Source organism: Salinicola tamaricis (genome assembly GCF_003006155.1).
Lineage (GTDB): Bacteria > Pseudomonadota > Gammaproteobacteria > Pseudomonadales > Halomonadaceae > Salinicola > Salinicola tamaricis.
Genome location: NZ_CP023559.1, coordinates 4,176,844 through 4,193,046, shown reverse-complemented (window position 1 = coordinate 4,193,046; position 16,203 = coordinate 4,176,844). Strand labels below are relative to the sequence as shown.

At 65.1% G+C, this 16,203-nt stretch carries 18 protein-coding genes; 8 read left to right on the top strand and 10 right to left on the bottom strand.

Annotated features, from left to right (window positions below; translation table 11 throughout):
* The first annotated feature begins 166 nt into the window (after positions 1–166).
* The 5 genes from serC (at position 167) to rpsA (ending at position 7,184) form a co-directional block, all read left to right on the top strand.
* Positions 167–1,255 (top strand): 3-phosphoserine/phosphohydroxythreonine transaminase, encoded by a 1,089-nt coding sequence (serC, locus tag CN538_RS19240; protein ID WP_106420467.1) that lies wholly within the window; start codon positions 167–169, stop codon positions 1,253–1,255.
* A gap of 30 nt (positions 1,256–1,285) precedes the next feature.
* The gene (gene pheA, locus CN538_RS19235) at positions 1,286–2,386 is read left to right on the top strand and encodes a prephenate dehydratase (RefSeq protein WP_106420466.1); all 1,101 of its coding nucleotides are present in this window, start codon (positions 1,286–1,288) and stop codon (positions 2,384–2,386) included.
* A 1-nt stretch (position 2,387) separates the two neighbouring features.
* Positions 2,388–4,613 (top strand): bifunctional prephenate dehydrogenase/3-phosphoshikimate 1-carboxyvinyltransferase, encoded by a 2,226-nt coding sequence (locus tag CN538_RS19230; protein ID WP_106420465.1) that lies wholly within the window; start codon positions 2,388–2,390, stop codon positions 4,611–4,613.
* On the top strand, positions 4,610–5,290 hold the full coding sequence (gene cmk, locus CN538_RS19225) for a (d)CMP kinase (RefSeq protein WP_106420464.1): 681 nt from the start codon (positions 4,610–4,612) through the stop codon (positions 5,288–5,290). The genes CN538_RS19230 and cmk overlap by 4 nt, the downstream gene beginning before the upstream one ends.
* A gap of 217 nt (positions 5,291–5,507) precedes the next feature.
* The gene (gene rpsA / locus CN538_RS19220) at positions 5,508–7,184 is read left to right on the top strand and encodes a 30S ribosomal protein S1 (RefSeq protein WP_106420463.1); all 1,677 of its coding nucleotides are present in this window, start codon (positions 5,508–5,510) and stop codon (positions 7,182–7,184) included.
* A 159-nt stretch (positions 7,185–7,343) separates the two neighbouring features.
* Here rpsA and CN538_RS19215 read toward each other — a convergent pair whose 3' ends face one another.
* From CN538_RS19215 to CN538_RS19190, 6 genes are all read right to left on the bottom strand, one after another.
* Positions 7,344–7,739: a hypothetical protein gene (locus tag CN538_RS19215; protein WP_106420462.1), complete on the bottom strand. Its 396-nt coding sequence runs from the start codon at positions 7,737–7,739 to the stop codon at positions 7,344–7,346.
* A gap of 73 nt (positions 7,740–7,812) precedes the next feature.
* Positions 7,813–8,532: an RNA methyltransferase gene (locus CN538_RS19210; RefSeq protein ID WP_106420461.1), complete on the bottom strand. Its 720-nt coding sequence runs from the start codon at positions 8,530–8,532 to the stop codon at positions 7,813–7,815.
* 143 nt (positions 8,533–8,675) lie between these two features.
* Positions 8,676–10,319, bottom strand: coding sequence for a chaperonin GroEL (gene groL, locus CN538_RS19205; RefSeq protein ID WP_106420460.1), 1,644 nt, complete (start codon positions 10,317–10,319; stop codon positions 8,676–8,678).
* Between the two features lie 61 nt (positions 10,320–10,380).
* Positions 10,381–10,674 carry a co-chaperone GroES gene (locus tag CN538_RS19200; RefSeq protein ID WP_035473701.1) on the bottom strand — a complete coding sequence of 98 codons (294 nt, stop codon included), beginning with the start codon at positions 10,672–10,674 and terminating at the stop codon, positions 10,381–10,383.
* A 209-nt stretch (positions 10,675–10,883) separates the two neighbouring features.
* Positions 10,884–11,399, bottom strand: coding sequence for an FxsA family protein (locus CN538_RS19195; RefSeq protein WP_106420459.1), 516 nt, complete (start codon positions 11,397–11,399; stop codon positions 10,884–10,886).
* Between the two features lie 271 nt (positions 11,400–11,670).
* Positions 11,671–11,928: a ComEA family DNA-binding protein gene (locus CN538_RS19190; RefSeq protein ID WP_106420458.1), complete on the bottom strand. Its 258-nt coding sequence runs from the start codon at positions 11,926–11,928 to the stop codon at positions 11,671–11,673.
* A gap of 269 nt (positions 11,929–12,197) precedes the next feature.
* Here CN538_RS19190 and pyrF point away from each other — a divergent pair, with 269 nt between their 5' ends.
* Positions 12,198–12,902, top strand: a complete 705-nt coding sequence (gene pyrF, locus CN538_RS19185; protein ID WP_106420721.1) for an orotidine-5'-phosphate decarboxylase — start codon at positions 12,198–12,200, stop codon at positions 12,900–12,902.
* Here pyrF and lapB read toward each other — a convergent pair whose 3' ends face one another.
* The 3 genes from lapB to CN538_RS19170 all read right to left on the bottom strand — a co-directional run bounded on the left by lapB (position 12,903) and on the right by CN538_RS19170 (position 14,773).
* The gene (lapB, locus tag CN538_RS19180) at positions 12,903–14,090 is read right to left on the bottom strand and encodes a lipopolysaccharide assembly protein LapB (RefSeq protein WP_106420457.1); all 1,188 of its coding nucleotides are present in this window, start codon (positions 14,088–14,090) and stop codon (positions 12,903–12,905) included.
* Position 14,091: 1 nt separating this feature from the next.
* Positions 14,092–14,397, bottom strand: coding sequence for a lipopolysaccharide assembly protein LapA domain-containing protein (locus CN538_RS19175; RefSeq protein WP_035473692.1), 306 nt, complete (start codon positions 14,395–14,397; stop codon positions 14,092–14,094).
* A gap of 79 nt (positions 14,398–14,476) precedes the next feature.
* The gene (locus tag CN538_RS19170) at positions 14,477–14,773 is read right to left on the bottom strand and encodes an integration host factor subunit beta (protein WP_035473690.1); all 297 of its coding nucleotides are present in this window, start codon (positions 14,771–14,773) and stop codon (positions 14,477–14,479) included.
* Positions 14,774–15,181: 408 nt separating this feature from the next.
* On the opposite strand from CN538_RS19170, the gene CN538_RS19165 reads away from it, so the two are divergent.
* On the top strand, positions 15,182–15,409 hold the full coding sequence (locus tag CN538_RS19165) for an FAD assembly factor SdhE (protein WP_232825242.1): 228 nt from the start codon (positions 15,182–15,184) through the stop codon (positions 15,407–15,409).
* Positions 15,369–15,797, top strand: coding sequence for a hypothetical protein (locus CN538_RS20085; RefSeq protein ID WP_164999670.1), 429 nt, complete (start codon positions 15,369–15,371; stop codon positions 15,795–15,797). The genes CN538_RS19165 and CN538_RS20085 overlap by 41 nt, the downstream gene beginning before the upstream one ends.
* Before the next feature lie 126 nt (positions 15,798–15,923).
* Here CN538_RS20085 and CN538_RS19160 read toward each other — a convergent pair whose 3' ends face one another.
* Entirely contained in the window at positions 15,924–16,160 is a 237-nt protein-coding gene (locus tag CN538_RS19160) for an ElaB/YgaM/YqjD family protein (RefSeq protein ID WP_106420455.1), read from the bottom strand.
* Positions 16,161–16,203 lie beyond the last annotated feature (43 nt).

Genomic DNA, 16,203 nt, shown 5'->3' with positions numbered 1-16,203 from the left:
CTGAGCCGGTGCGTGGTACGCGCACGGGCAATGGTATGGGGCGGGATGAAGGGTTGGATGCAGGGTGGCGGCAGCTTTTGCCGCTCTGAAGATACGTTTTGATGAACAAGCCCGGTCGAACGCAAGCGCCCGGGTCGTGTGAAAGAGCCCACGGGGAATTCCGAGAATGACACGTCTGCACAATTTCTGTGCCGGTCCGGCGGCCATGCCGACGGCAGTGCTGGAGCGCGCCCGCGCCGAGATGCTCGACTATCAGGGCCAGGGTTTGTCGGTGATGGAGATGAGTCACCGCAGCCCGACCTTCGAGGCGATCGCGGCCAAGGCCGAGCGCGATCTGCGTGATCTGCTCGCGATTCCCGACAACTACCGAGTACTGTTCATGCAGGGTGGTGCCACCCTGCAGTTCGCCTGCGTGCCGCTCAATCTGCTGGGGCAGGGCGGGACACCCAACTATCTCGATACCGGCATCTGGTCGAGCAAGGCGATCAAGGAGGCGGACCACCTGGCCGCCTCGCATATCGCCGCCTCGAGTCGCGAATCCGGCTACGTGCAGGTGCCGCGCCAGGGCGACATCGCGCTCTCCGCGGATGCGGCCTACCTGCACTATTGCCACAATGAGACCATCGGCGGGCTGACCTTCGACTATATCCCCGAACTCGATGCCGAGGTGCCGCTGGTGTGCGACATGTCGTCGTCGATCCTCTCCACACCGCTGGACGTGAGCCGGTATGGGGTGATCTATGCCGGGGCGCAGAAGAACATCGGCCCTGCCGGCATCACCGTGGTGATCGTGCGCGAGGATCTGCTCGAACGGGCGCAGCCCTCGGCGCCCTCGCTGCTCGGCTGGAAGGTCTACGCCGACAACGACTCGATGATCAATACGCCGCCGACCTACGCCTGGTATCTCGCCGGGCTGGTATTCGAGTGGCTCAAGAACGACATCGGCGGCGTCGCCGAGATGGAGGCGATCAACCGGCGCAAGAGCGAGGCGCTCTACGCGGCGATTGACGCCAGCGACTTCTACGCCAACCCGATCGCGCCGGCCAACCGTTCGCTGATGAACGTGCCGTTTACGCTGGCGGATGCTTCACTCAACGGCGATTTCCTCGCGAATGCCGAGGCCGAAGGTTTACTCAACCTCAAGGGGCATCGCAGCGTCGGCGGCATGCGCGCGAGCCTCTACAATGCCGTCAGCGAGGCCGACGTGCAGGCGCTGATCACCTTCATGGCCGATTTCGAACGTCGCCGCGGTTGAGTGGCGGCCGCATGCAGCCAGGACATGCCCATGACTGACAACACCGACAAGCCGCTGGATCTCGCCTCCCTGCGCCAGCGTATCGACAGCATCGACAGTGAGCTTTTGCGCCTGATCAGCGAGCGTGCCGAGTGCGCCGCCCAGGTCGCCCAGGTCAAGACCGCCGACGATCCCGATGCCGTGTTCTATCGCCCCGAGCGCGAGGCCCAGGTGCTGCGCCGGGTGATGGAGCGCAACCCCGGGCCGCTCAACGGCGAGGAGATGGCGCGGCTGTTCCGCGAGATCATGTCCGCCTGCCTGGCGCTGGAGAAGCCGATCAAGGTCGCCTATCTGGGCCCGGAGGGCACCTTCACCCAGCAGGCGGCGCTCAAGCACTTCGGCCACAGTGCGATCAGCCTGCCGATGGCGGCGATCGACGAAGTGTTCCGTGAGGTCGAGGCGGGCGCGGTCAACTACGGGGTGGTGCCGGTGGAGAACTCCACCGAGGGGGTGGTCAACAACACCCTCGACTCGTTCATGGACTCTGGGCTTCACATCAGCGGCGAGGTGGTGCTGCGAATTCACCACCATCTGCTGGTCTCCAATATCACCCGTCAGGACAAGATTTCGCGGATCTATTCGCATCCGCAGTCGTTCGCCCAGTGCCGCAAGTGGCTCGATGCACACTATCCCCACGCCGAGCGGGTGGCGGTGTCGTCCAATGCCGAGGCCGCCAGGCTGGTCAAGACCGAGTGGCACAGCGCGGCGATCGCCGGCGACATGGCCGCCCAGCTCTACGGTCTCGACCATGTCGCCGAGAAGATCGAAGATCGCCCGGACAACTCCACGCGCTTTCTGATCATCGGCAACGAGTCGGTGCCGCCCTCCGGCCATGACAAGACCTCCATCGTGGTCGCCATGCGCAACCAGCCGGGGGTGCTGCACGGTCTGCTCGAACCCTTTCACCGCCACGCCATCGATCTCACCCGGTTGGAGACGCGGCCGTCGCGTAATGGCGTCTGGACCTACGTCTTCTTCATCGACTTCAAGGGGCATGTCGACGACCCGGCTGTCGCTGGCGTACTGGAGGCGGTGAAGCAGCATGCTTCCGACATGAAGGTGCTCGGTTCCTACCCGGTCGGTGTGCTCTAGGATGTCGGGAGAGACCGCGCCCACGCTACTCATCGTCGGGCTGGGCATGATCGGTGGCTCGCTGGCCGCCGCGCTCAAGGCAGCGGGCTATCGTGGCACGCTGCTGGGCTGCGACCGCAATGACGACGAGATCGCTACCGGGCTGGCCATGGGGGTGATCGACGACGGCGGCAGCGCGCTGACACCGCTGGTTGAGCGTGCCGACATCGTGGTGCTGGCGGTGCCGGTACTGGTGATGCCGGCGGTGTTCGAGGCGCTGGCCCCGGCGCTGGGATCGCGTATCGTCACCGATGTCGGTAGCACCAAGCGCGCGGTGTGCGACGCCGCGCGGCGGGTCTTCGGCACGCTGCCCGCGCGCTTCGTCCCCGGTCACCCCATCGCCGGCTCGGAGAAGAGCGGCGTCGCCGCCGCCAATCCGACGCTCTATCGTCATCACAAGGTGATCCTGACCCCGGAGGCGGAGACCGACCCGGCGGCGGTACAGGCGGTGCGCGGGCTGTGGGAGCTGTGCGGCGCCCAGGTGCTGGAGATGCCGGTGGCGCGCCACGATCAGGTGCTGGCGCGTACCAGTCATCTGCCGCACCTGCTCGCCTTTTCGCTGGTCGATACCCTGGCGCGCCAGGACGAGCGGCTGGAGATCTTTCGCTACGCCGCCGGCGGTTTTCGCGACTTCACCCGCATCGCCGGCAGCGATCCGGTGATGTGGCGCGACATCTTCACCGGCAACCGTGACGCGCTGCTCGGCGCGCTGGACGACTTCGAGAGCGGGCTGGCGCGACTGCGCCGCGCGGTCGAGCAGGGTGACAGCGATGCCATGCTGGGCACCTTCGACCGTGCCAGCCACGCCCGACACTATTTCGAAACGCTGTTGAATCAGACGAGTTATCAAGCCATGGAATCACGACAGGTGCAGTATCGGGTCTCGCCCGGCGGGTCGGTCAGCGGCCGTATCCGCGTGCCCGGCGACAAGTCCATCTCCCACCGCTCGATCATGCTCGGCGCTTTGGCCGACGGGGTGACCGAGGTCAAGGGCTTTCTCGAAGGCGAGGACAGCCTGGCCACGCTGCAGGCGTTCCGCGACATGGGTGTAGCGATCGAAGGGCCGCACCAGGGCCGTGTGACCATCCATGGGGTCGGTCTGCACGGGCTGAAAAAGCCCGCCGGCCCGCTCTATGTGGGCAACTCCGGCACCGCCATGCGGCTGTTCGCCGGGCTGCTCGCCGGGCAGGCCTTCGATACCGAGCTCACCGGTGACGCCTCCCTGACCAAGCGTCCCATGGCGCGGGTCGCCGACCCGCTGCGTCTGATGGGGGCGCGTATCGACACCGCCGAGGGCGGTCGTCCGCCGCTGAAGATCCATGGCGGTCAGCCGCTCAAGGGCATCGATTACGACATGCCGATGGCCAGTGCCCAGGTCAAATCCTGCCTGCTGCTGGCGGGGCTGTACGCCGAGGGCGAGACCCGCGTGCGTGAGCCGGCGCCGACCCGCGACCATACCGAGCGCATGCTCAACGGCTTCGGCTATGCGGTGACCCGCGAAGGCGACGTGGCGCGCCTGAGTGGCGGCGGCAAGCTCACCAGCGCACCGATCGACGTGCCGTCGGACATCTCCTCGGCAACCTTCTTCCTGGTCGCGGCGGCGATCACGCCGGGGGCCGATCTGGTGCTCGAGCACGTCGGCGTCAACCCGACGCGCATCGGCGTGATCAACATTCTCAAGCTGATGGGCGCCGACCTGCGTCTGGAGAATCCGCGCGAAGTCGGCGGCGAGCCTGTGGCCGATCTGCACATCCGCTATGCGCCGCTCAAGGGAATCGATATCCCGGTCGACCAGGTGCCGCTGGCGATCGACGAATTCCCGGCACTGTTCGTCGCCGCGGCCAATGCCGAGGGCACCACCCGGCTTCGCGGTGCCGAAGAGCTGCGGGTCAAGGAGTCCGACCGCATTCAGGCAATGGCCGATGGCCTGGCGATCCTGGGCGTGGAAGCCACGGTATTCGACGATGGCATCGACATCGTCGGCAAGGGCGGCGAGAGTGCCAACTATGGTGGCGGCCGGGTCGACAGCCTTGGCGATCACCGCATCGCCATGGCCTTCACCGTGGCCGCGCTGCGCGCCAGCGCGCCGATCGAGATCGACGATTGCGCCAACGTCGCGACCTCTTTCCCCGGCTTCGTCGCGCTGGCCGAGCGCGTGGGGCTTACCCTCGAGGAGGTCGAGGCATGAGTCAGACCGCCCCCGTCCTCACCATCGACGGCCCCGGTGGCGCCGGCAAGGGCACCATCAGTCGCATGATCGCCGAACGCCTGGGCTGGCACCTGCTCGATTCCGGTGCGCTCTACCGGCTCACCGCGCTGGCGGCGCTGCGCAAGGAGGTCGCGCTGGACGACGTCGAGCGGCTGACCCGCCAGGCCCAGCGGCTGGACGTGGTCTTCGCGGTGGAGGACGGTGCCATGCGTATCCTGCTCGAGGGCGACGACGTGACCCGGGCGATCCGCCGCGAAGAGGTGGGCAATGCCGCCTCGCAGGTGGCGGCGCTGCCGCCGGTGCGCGAAGCGCTGCTGCAGCGGCAGCGCGACTTCCGCCAGGCGCCCGGGCTGGTCGCCGACGGCCGTGACATGGGCACCGTGGTGTTCACCGATGCGCCGCTGAAGATCTATCTCACCGCTTCGGCCGAGGAGCGTGCCCAGCGTCGCCTGCGCCAATTGCGCGAGGCCGGTGAAGATGCTAGACTCGCGACCCTTTTGGAAGAAATCCAAGCGCGCGATGCGCGTGATATGCAGCGTGCGGTAGCCCCGCTCAAGCCGGCCGAAGATGCCGTCGAGCTGGACACCACGCAGCTGGATATACCGGAAGTCGTGGAGCGTATCGAAACGCTGCTGGCCGAGCGCGGCCTGACCTGAGAGTGTCTCGGGTCGTGCTGGCCTGTGGAATGACGACACACTTCCGCTCCCGGGGCCCCTGGCAAGATGTGAAGACGTGCAGCGACACCGACAGTCAAGTCGCGGCAGGTCGAACCAGCGCCAACATCCCCAGGGATATGTCGATAAGGCCCGTACTCGCTGGTGGTACGGAGGAAGGCGGCCCGCCCGCCATCAACGTTGATCACGTAGGAATCACATGAGCGAAAGCTTTGCTGAACTGTTCGAACAATCTCTCCAGGACATCAACATGGAGCCCGGTGCCATCGTCATGGCAACCGTGGTCGACATCGAAGGCGACTGGATCACCGTCAACGCCGGTCTGAAGTCCGAGGGTCAGATCCCCGCGGCTCAGTTCCGCGACGACAACGGTGAGATGACCATCGCGGTCGGTGACGAAGTCAAGGTCGCACTGGAAGCCGTTGAAGACGGTTTCGGTGAAACCCGTCTGTCGCGTGAGAAGGCCAAGCGCGCCGAAGCGTGGAAAGAACTGGAAGCGGCCTTCGAGAAAGACGAAATCGTCAAGGGCGTGATCAACGGCAAGGTCAAGGGCGGCTTTACCGTCGACGTCTCCTCGATTCGTGCGTTCCTGCCGGGTTCGCTGGTCGATGTGCGTCCGGTTCGCGACACCGCGCACCTGGAGCACAAAGAGCTGGACTTCAAGGTCATCAAGCTCGATCCGAAGCGCAACAACGTCGTCGTCTCTCGCCGTGCCGTGCTCGAAGCCGAGAACAGCGCCGAGCGTGAAGCGCTGCTCGCCCACCTGCAGGAAGGCCAGCAGATCAACGGTATCGTCAAGAACCTCACCGACTACGGCGCTTTCGTCGACCTCGGTGGCGTCGACGGCCTGCTTCACATCACCGACATGGCGTGGAAGCGCATCAAGCACCCGAGCGAGATCGTGGCCGTCGGCGACGAGATCAACGTCAAGGTGCTCAAGTTCGACCGCGAGCGCAACCGCGTTTCGCTGGGCCTGAAGCAGCTGGGCGAAGACCCCTGGGTCAACATCGTCGACCGCTACCCGGAAGGCACCAAGGTCAACGCCCGCGTTACCAACCTGACCGACTACGGCTGCTTCGCCGAGCTGGAAGAGGGTGTCGAAGGTCTGGTTCACGTCTCTGAAATGGACTGGACCAACAAGAACATCCATCCGTCCAAGGTGGTTCAGGTCGGTGACGACGTCGAAGTCATGGTGCTCGACATCGACGAAGAGCGTCGTCGTATCTCCCTGGGTATCAAGCAGTGCACCACCAACCCGTGGGAAGACTTCAACGCGCGCTACAACAAGGGCGACCGCGTTGCCGGTACCATCAAGTCGATCACCGACTTCGGTATCTTCATCGGTCTGGAAGGCGGCATCGACGGTCTGGTGCACCTCTCCGACATCTCCTGGAGCGAAGCTGGCGAAGAAGCGGTCCGTCAGTTCAAGAAGGGCGACGAAGCGGAAGCCGTCATCCTTTCGATCGATCCGGAGCGTGAGCGCATCTCGCTGGGCATCAAGCAGCTCGAGACCGATCCGGTTTCCGAGTTCCTGGCTGTCAACGACAAGGGCTCCGTGGTCACCGGCCGCATCATCGAAGTCGATGCCAAGGAAGCGCACGTCGAACTGGCCACCGATGTCATCGGTATCCTTAAGGCCTCCGAGATCAGCGCCGACCGCGTCGAAGATGCGCGCAACGTGCTGAACGAAGGTGATAGCGTCGAAGCCAAGATCGTCAACGTCGATCGCAAGAGCCGCGCCATCAACCTGTCGATCAAGGCCAAGGATCAGGTCGACACGCGTCGCAACATGACCAAGCTGCGCGACCAGGATGTCGAGACCAACGGTCCGACCACCATCGGTGATCTGATCAAGCAGCAGATGGGCCAGGACTGATTCTTCGGATTCGGTCTCCCCATGAAAACAGCGCCTTCGGGCGCTGTTTTTTTATGTCTGGCGCTGGTCTGGCTGGGTGGAGCGGTGATGGCGCCTCTCCGCGTGCGGTGAGGAACGCCTTTCACTCGCGCCTATCGTCACAGGATTGGGTATGAGCGCTTAACGTTTGAGCCAGCCGCGCCAGCCTCGTCCGCTCTGTGTCGCGCCCGCGGTCGCAGCGTGGTGGCCGGAGAGCTCAGCGATGGCTTGCTTGAGCGGCTGGATGATGGCATCCAGATGGTAGCTGCAGAGCGAGGGATCCAGTGCCGCTGGGCACTGCGCCATCAGCAGGCCGCAGTGGTAGGTAGCGACGTCCAGCGAGGTGTGTACCGGCGGGAAGGGAGAGGCCTCTTCGCGACAGCGCTTGAGTTCACGCAGCAGCATCTTCAGCATCTCAGCGTCGAGCCAGCAGGGCGCTGCCGAGGGGGTGGCGGCGGGTAGCGATTGTCGCACGGCCTGAAAGGAGACCAGCAGAAAGACGCAGGTATAGTGGAGTCGGGAGCGCTCTGAATGCATGGGTCACCATCACTCTATTGATGAGAGTGATTACCATTCTCTATGGCTGGGGCGTTCGTGTCAAAGTCTGTCGTCAATCGTGCCGTTCGAGCGCATTGAGCACGCCGCGCAGAATCGAGAGCTCCTTGCGGCTGGGCTCGGCGCGAGCGAACAGGGCCCGCAGGTGCGCTTCGGTCTTGGCGTGGGGCTGGTTGAGGAAGCCGGCGCTGTCGAGCGCGCGGTGCAGGTGCGCGTGGAAGTGTTCGAGCTGGTCGAGCGTCGGGTAGACCGTGTCCCGCGATGCTGGCGCCTCGGCGACGGCGGTGTGACTGGCCTGACGGAACGCCTCGTAGGCGACGATCTGGACCGCCTGGGAGAGGTTGAGCACACCGTAGTCGGGGTTGGCGGGGATGTTGAGCTGATGCGTGCAGTGGCCGATCTCGTCGTTGGTGAGCCCCGAGCGTTCGCGCCCGAAGACCACAGCCACCGGGCCGTCGGGAAGGCGTTGCCAGGCCGCCTCGAGCATGGCATCCGGGGCGTGGTAGCAGGGCAGCGGCAGGCTACGCAGGCGCGCGCTGGCGCCGATCACCTGCACGCAGTCGGCCACTGCCTCGTCCAGCGAGTCCACTACCCGGCAGCCCTCGATCAGATCGACGGCGCCAGCCGCCAGACGGGTCGCTTCTGGGTCGGGGAACTGCCGTGGTGCGACCAGCACCAGGTCGCTCAGGCCCATGGTCTTCATTGCCCGCGCGCTGGCGCCGATATTGCCGGGATGATAGGTCTGGACGAGGACGATACGAATACGCTCGAGCATGCGAGAAGGCTCCTGAAACGAGACGGCGGGAGCGGCAGCATCGCGGAACGCGCGCTGAACCCAAGACCCTGAACCAAAAAAAGCCCCGCCAGTGGCGGGGCTTTCCATGATACCTGAAAGTCTCAGGCGATGGCGGGGGAGGCTTACATCATGCCGCCCATGCCACCCATGCCGCCCATGTCCGGCGCGCCGCCACCGGCGGCTTTCTCTTCCGGATCCTCGGCGATCATCGCTTCGGTGGTGATCATCAGACCACCCACGGAAGCGGCGGACTGCAGCGCGGTGCGGGTCACCTTGGCCGGGTCGAGGACGCCCATTTCGAACAGGTCGCCGTACTCGCCGGTCTGCGCGTTGTAGCCGAAGTTGCCTTCGCCGTCCTTGATGCGGTTGATGATGACCGACGCCTCTTCACCCGCGTTGGTGACGATCTGGCGCAGCGGAGACTCCATGGCACGCAGCGCGATGGCGATGCCGTGGGTCTGGTCTTCGTTGTCGCCGGTCAGGCCGCGGACCATGGTCAGCACACGCACCAGGGCGGTACCGCCGCCAGGCACGACGCCTTCCTCGACCGCTGCACGGGTGGAGTGCAGGGCGTCTTCGACGCGGGCCTTCTTCTCTTTCATCTCGAACTCGGTCGCGGCACCGACGCGGATGACGGCAACACCGCCAGCCAGCTTGGCGACGCGCTCCTGCAGCTTCTCGCGGTCGTAGTCAGAGGAGGTTTCCTCGATCTGCGCGCGGATCTGGCTGACACGAGCTTCGATGTCGGACTCGACGCCGGCACCATCGATGATGGTGGTGTTCTCCTTGGACATGGTGACGCGCTTGGCGCTGCCCAGGTGGTCCAGGTTGGCCTGCTCGAGGTTCAGACCGACCTCTTCGGAGATCACGGTGCCGCCGGTCAGGATGGCGATGTCCTGCAGCATGGCCTTGCGGCGGTCGCCGAAGCCAGGTGCCTTGGCTGCCGCAACCTTGACGATACCGCGCATGTTGTTGACCACCAGCGTGGCCAGGGCTTCGCCTTCGATGTCTTCGGCGATGATCACCAGCGGCTTGCCGGCCTTGGCGACGGATTCCAGCACCGGCAGCAGTTCACGGATGTTGGAGACCTTCTTGTCGACCAGCAGCAGGTAGGGGTCTTCGAGCTCGACCGCCATGGTTTCCTGGTTGGTGACGAAGTAGGGCGAGAGGTAGCCGCGATCGAACTGCATGCCTTCGACCACTTCCAGCTCGTCTTCGAAGCCGCGACCTTCGTCGACGGTGATGACGCCTTCCTTGCCGACTTTTTCCATCGCTTCGGCGATGATCTCACCGATGCGCGCATCGCCGTTGGCGGAGATGGTGCCGACCTGGGCGATCGCCTTGGCGTCGGTGCAGGGTACGGAAAGCGACTGGATGTGCTTGACGGCTTCGGCGACGGCCTTGTCGATGCCGCGCTTCAGATCCATCGGGTTCATGCCCGCAGCGACGCCCTTGAGGCCTTCGTTGACGATCGACTGGGCCAGGACGGTGGCGGTGGTGGTGCCGTCACCGGCGGCGTCGGAGGTCTTGGAAGCGACTTCCTTGACCATCTGCGCGCCCATGTTCTCGAAGCGATCCTTCAGCTCGATCTCTTTGGCGACGGAGACGCCGTCCTTGGTGACGGTCGGTGCGCCGAAGGATTTCTCGAGCACGACGTTGCGGCCTTTCGGGCCCAGCGTGGCCTTGACGGCATCGGCGAGAACGTTGACGCCGCGAACCATGCGCTTGCGGGCATCATCAGAGAACTTGACTTGTTTAGCTGCCATTGTCCGATCTTCCTAAATGCGATACGTGGAAACGTGATGAATCAGCGAGTCGAGCGATCGATCAGCCTTCGACGACGGCCAGAATGTCGCTCTCGCTCATGATCAGAACTTCTTCGCCGTCGACCTTCTGCTTCTCGACGCCGAAGCCTTCCTTGAAGATGACGGTGTCGCCGACCTTGACGTCCAGGGCGCGAACTTCGCCGTTGTCGAGGATGCGGCCGTTGCCGACGGCGAGAATCTCACCGCGGGTCGGCTTCTCCTGGGCGTTGCCCGGAAGCACGATGCCGCCGGCAGTTTTCTGCTCTTCTTCTGTGCGACGTACGATGACGCGATCGTGCAAGGGACGGATTTTCATTGCTCACGTTCTCCTGATGGTTGCATGTTGCAAATGCACGTTCCCGGTGAGCGTTGCCCAGCGGGAGAAGGCTTGCGCCTTCCGGTTAATGGGCCTGATGGCCTAAAGCTATCGCTGCTGCCTTGATTGGGTCGGGCAAGACGCTTTCAAGGGTACAGCACAAATTTTTTGTCCAAATCAGCGCGTGGAAAGGTCCTGCTGGCTCGCGCTCAGCGCGAATCGCCGTCACGGCCGCTGCTGTCGCGTCCGATAAAGTCACCCTCGAGTGGACGCGCCTCGGACTCATCGCCTGGCGCCGAGTCGCGGTGGGCGGTGCTTGCCGCTGCCCCCCACTCGCTGCCCCCTTGGCCCTGCGTACGACCATTGCCGCTCGGGCCGGTGGTCGCGGCGCGGGGAAACCAGCGTCGTGCGAGCTGGCCGCTCCCCGGTAGCAGACACACCAGGCCCAGTAGGTCGGAGAGAAAACCCGGCGCCATCAGCAGTACGCCGGCCAGCACGAAGGTGGCACCGGCCAGCAGCTCGTCCGAAGGCAGTTCACCCAGGGCCAGACGTTCGCGGGCACGCTGCAGGGTGAGCAGGCTTTCACGCCGGATCAGGTGCAGGCCGAAAGCCGCACTGAGCGCGATCCAGAGTAAGGTCAGCAGCAACCCGAGCTTGGCTCCCAGGGTGAACAGGACGATGACGTCCGCCAGCAGGAACAGCGCGAGCAGAAAGAGCAGAGGCATGGTGTCTCCCGGGAAAACCGATTTTCCTCAGATGGAGACGACAGGAGAGAAATGCAAGCACCGCCACTCCCTGGCGGTGATCGATTGGGCCAGCCGGTAAGGCTGGGAGCGGATGTCCAGAGCTCTCTGACGATGGGCACCGGGGGCAGGGCAAAGCGAGGGGCCTTTGCCAGGGATGGCAAAGGTAGCACCCAGGGAGGGGTTCACAGCGCCCTCGCGACGCCCTGCCGCCGGATAAGCCCACTGCGTCTGACGTTGATGAATGGCCCGTTCAGAGGGTGGCGTCGTCCTTGAGCTTGGCGATGGTGGCCTCGCCGATGCCGCTGACGCGGGTGAGCTCGTCGAGCGACTCGTACTGGCCGTTGGCCTTGCGGTCTTCGACGATCGCCTGCGCCTTGACCTCGCCGATCCCCGGTAGCGTTGCCAGAGTCTGGGCATCGGCCTGGTTGATGTTCACCGGGTCGGCGACGGCGGGTAGGCTGGCGGCCATGAACAGCGACAGCAGGGCGATACCGAACAGCTTTTTCATGTCGATCTCCTCTTGGTGTCGATCTCGTCGGTAAGACGAGGCTTGCCGGGCAGCGCCGCTGGCGTGCCGGCGTGACGGGTTGGCGGTGCGGCCACCCCTCCTAGAGGCTATCGACACCAGGGCGCGTGCCTTGACGTCGAATTCGCCCTCGATCGGCGTACGTGATCGCCTACGACTTGCGTCACCCTCGAATGGCCGCCGCGCCGCGGCAGCGCGGTGGCAACTCCGGTATACTCCGGCGCGAATTCATCATGCCGGAGATGCCGCCCATGGCCGCTACGCAGTCGCCGCTCATCATCGCCCTGGACTACTCGGATCTGGCTTCGGCCACGGCGCTGGCCGACGCCCTCGATCCGGCGCGTTGTCGGGTCAAGATTGGCAAGGAGCTGTTCACCCGGGCCGGGCCGCAGGCCATCGAGGCCATGCACCGGCGCGGCTTCGAGGTGTTTCTGGATCTCAAGTTTCATGACATCCCCAACACCGTTGCCGGTGCGGTCGAGGCGGCGGCGGATCAGGGGGTCTGGATGGTCAACGTCCACGCCGTCGGCGGGCGCCGAATGATGGAGGCGAGCGTCGAACGACTGCGCCAGCGCGGGCTGTCGACGCGGCTGATCGCGGTGACCGTGCTGACCAGTATGGCGGACGACGAACTCCACGAGATCGGCGTGGCGGGGGACGCCATGAGCCAGGTCGAGCGCCTGGCGCGGCTGACCCAGCAGAGCGGTCTCGATGGGGTGGTGTGCTCGGCCCGCGAGAGCGAGCGGCTGCGTGCGATCTGTGGCGAAGGGTTTCTCAAGGTCACCCCAGGTATTCGCCCGGCCACCGCGGCGACGGGGGATCAGCGCCGGGTCATGACGCCTGAAGCGGCCATGGCGGCGGGCAGCACGCATCTGGTGATCGGCCGCGCGGTGACCCAGGCGGCCGAGCCGATGGCGGCGCTGGCCGAGATCGAGCGCGCGCTGGACGTGGGCTGATCATTCGCCCTCGAGACCGGTGATCGGTTTGCTGGTGCCCCAGCTATGGCAGCGGGGGCACTGCCAGTTGAGCTGCTCGGCGGCAAAGCCACAGCGCTGGCAGCGGTAACGCGGGCGAACGCTGAGCAACTGATGGGTGTGCTGCTTGAGCAGCTCCAGACGGTCGCGCTCGCCGGGGTCGCTGTCGGCCAGATAGAGATCCATCAGATAGTCGACGCCGCGCAAGCTGGGATGATCGCGCAGTTGGTCGCTGACGAAGGCGCAGGCGATCTCCGCCCCCTGGCGGTGGTGCAGCGCGTCGGCAGCCATGATCACTACGCTGGTCGGTGGCGCGCGCTGCAGCTGCTGCTCGAGGAACTGCCACCAGCCGTCAGCGTCGTCGAGCAGGCGATAGGCATCGCGCAGCGGCTCCAGCACCAGGGTGGTGAAGCTCGGGTCCTGCTCTGGCACGCGCTGCCAGTAGCGGATTGCGCTGCGGTACTGGCCGATATCCCACTCCAGCTGGCCCAGAATCCAGTTGGCGCGCACACAGGATTCGTCGATGTGCAGCGCTTGGCGCAACGCCTTGCGCGCCAGCGACGGGCTGGCGTTGCGGCGGTGCTCGAGCGCCAGCTCGCACAGCCAGTGGGCGGCGGCGCGGCGCATGTCGGGATCCTGGCGCACAAGCTGTGGCTGGGCAACCTCGAGCGCCTGGCTCCACTCCTTCTCGCGCTGGAACAGATCCACCAGCAGGCGCTTGGCCGCGAGTTTCTGCTCGTCGTCGACGTTGGCTTTGTTGAGCGAGAGCAGCAGCCGCTCGGCGCGGTCGAGCAGCCCCAGATTGAGAAAATCGCGGGAGAGTTCCAGCTGGACCTGGCCGCTCTGCGCGGCGGTCAGTGCCGGGCGGGCGAGCAGATTCTGGTGGATACGTACGGCACGGTCGGCTTCGCCACGGGAGCGATAGAGGTTGCCCAGGGCGATATGGGTCTCGACCGTGTCGCTGTTGACTTCGAGAGCCTGGGTAAAGGTCTCGATGGCGCGGTCGGGCTGCTCGTTGAGCAGATAGTTGAGCCCCACGAAGTAGTCGCGGGGCAGGGGATGAGCGGGAGGGGCACGCTGCGTGCGTTGACGGCTGCTCTCCCAGCGCCCCAGCCACCAGCCAATGGCGATGGCTGCCACCAGCAATGCCAGTAGCAGAACGTTCGCCATGTCAGGTGCTTTCCTTGAACTCCTGCGTGCGCAGGCGATCGAGTTCCTTGCGCTGTTGCTGGTTATGCCGCTGGGCCCGGGTCAGCAGCGTGCGCAGGCGCAGGTACATGCCGGTCATCGCCAGCATGCCGAGAATCACGCCGCTGGCCAGGGCCACCAACAGCCATAACGAGAGCGACGCCGGGGGCAGCTCGACCCAGATCAGGTCCAGCGGTAACGGCTGCTGGTTGTTGACGGCGAAGAGAATGCCGAGCAGCAGCACGATGATCAGAACGATGGCGAGAAAGACGCCTTTGAACCAGCGCATAGTGATTTCCAATGACGAGCCGCGATGACACTGCCGCCGACCGGGCGGACAGTGGCGTCACGACGCGGTGACTGATCGATCAATAGCCCAGCGCCCGGCTGGCATTGACCTGCTCACGCAACTCCTTGCCCGGCTTGAAATGCGGAACATACTTGCCGTCGAGATCGACGGGGTCGCCGGTCTTGGGGTTGCGGCCGGTACGTGGTTCGCGGAAGTGAAGTGAGAAACTGCCGAAGCCACGGATCTCCACACGCCCACCTTCGGCCAGCGCATGGGTGATATCGTCGAGTATGACGCGCACCGCCGCCTCGACTTCCTTGGCCGATAGTTCAGGTCGGCGAGAAGCAATCTGCTCGATCAATTCAGACTTGGTCATCGACACTCTCCGTGAGCCGTCTGCCCGGCGGTGACGGACGCTGCCCCCGAGGGGCATCCGACCTCTATTATTGTCGCTTCAGCATACTGCGCAAGTTTCGAGAAAACAACGCATTACGCGACGCAAAAAGCGTGCGCCGAGTGCGTTGGCGCAAATGTCCCCGAGCACGCTGCGAGCAGGGCTCGGCCGCTACCCGCGCGAGACCCGGTGCGGTGGCTCGGCGGCGCTCATAGTGGGCGCGCGGTGCCTCGGCTATAATGGCGACCGAACCCGCTACCCTGGGGCAGTATGGCGCATCGCGGTCTGGCGTCCCCGAGTGGTGGACCATTTCAGCAGTGAGGAGCGTTCGTGGCCGATAACGATGAAGACATTACGCGCAAGCGTCTGTACTGGCACTCGCGTCGCGGCATGTGGGAACTCGATCTTCTGCTGGTGCCGTTTCTCGAAGCGCGCTACGACGCGCTGAGTGCCGAGGATCAGACCCGCTATCGCGAGCTGATCGCCGAGGAGGACCAGGACCTTTTCGTATGGCTGATGCGTCGCGAGTGGCCCAGCGACCCGGAACTGCGGCGCATCGTGCAGATGATCGTCGAGCATGCCGAGAACACCGACCGCGATCGGCGTCAGGCGCTCTAGACTGGCACTGGCGCTCGGCGCCGTGTGGGTCTTGGGGCTTGCGCTGTTCGCCGTGCGCTTCCTCGCTCCAGAGGTCGCGCTGGGCCTCGGGCTCGCCGGTTTGGCGGGGTTGGCCTGGGAGTGGGCGCGTCAACCGCGCTTGCGCTATCTACGCTGTCGCGACGAACACGGACGGCAACAGTGGGAAATATCGGATGACGGGCGAAGATGGCGTGGGGTGCACTGCCGCCCGCTGCGTCTCGCGCCTTGGGTGTGTGGGCTGGCGCTCGACGGTCGGCACTGGTGGCTATGGCCGGACGCTTGCAATGGCGCCGAGCTGCGTGCCCTGCGTCTGTGTCTGATCGCGGAGCTCGACGCGCGTGACGATACTTCGTCTACGACACCGTGACCGCTTTAGCTGCGCCATGCTCTGACGCGCTGTCGGCCGCTGCTCGCGGCCGATGTTGGTTCTTGCATACCTGCTGGCATACAGGGCTACAGCGGCCCGGCGACTCTCGTCGTCGAGCCGCAGGGCTCAGCGACGGCCGACGAAGAAGCCGATCGCGAAACCGGCCAGCGCAGCGACCCCGATACCGCTCCAGGCGTTGCGGTGAACGTAGTCGTCGGTGTCCCGCCACGCCTCTCCGGCGTGTTCCATCAGGTCCTGGCTCATGTCGTCGGCGCGCTGGCGCGCGCGCTGCACGCCGGCACGTCCGCGCTGCTTGGCGTCACGGTAGTAGTGACGGGCGTCGTCTCGATAGTGTCTGCTCATGGATCTTCCTTAATCGAAGTGGGTGACTCGCGGGCGAGAGCGT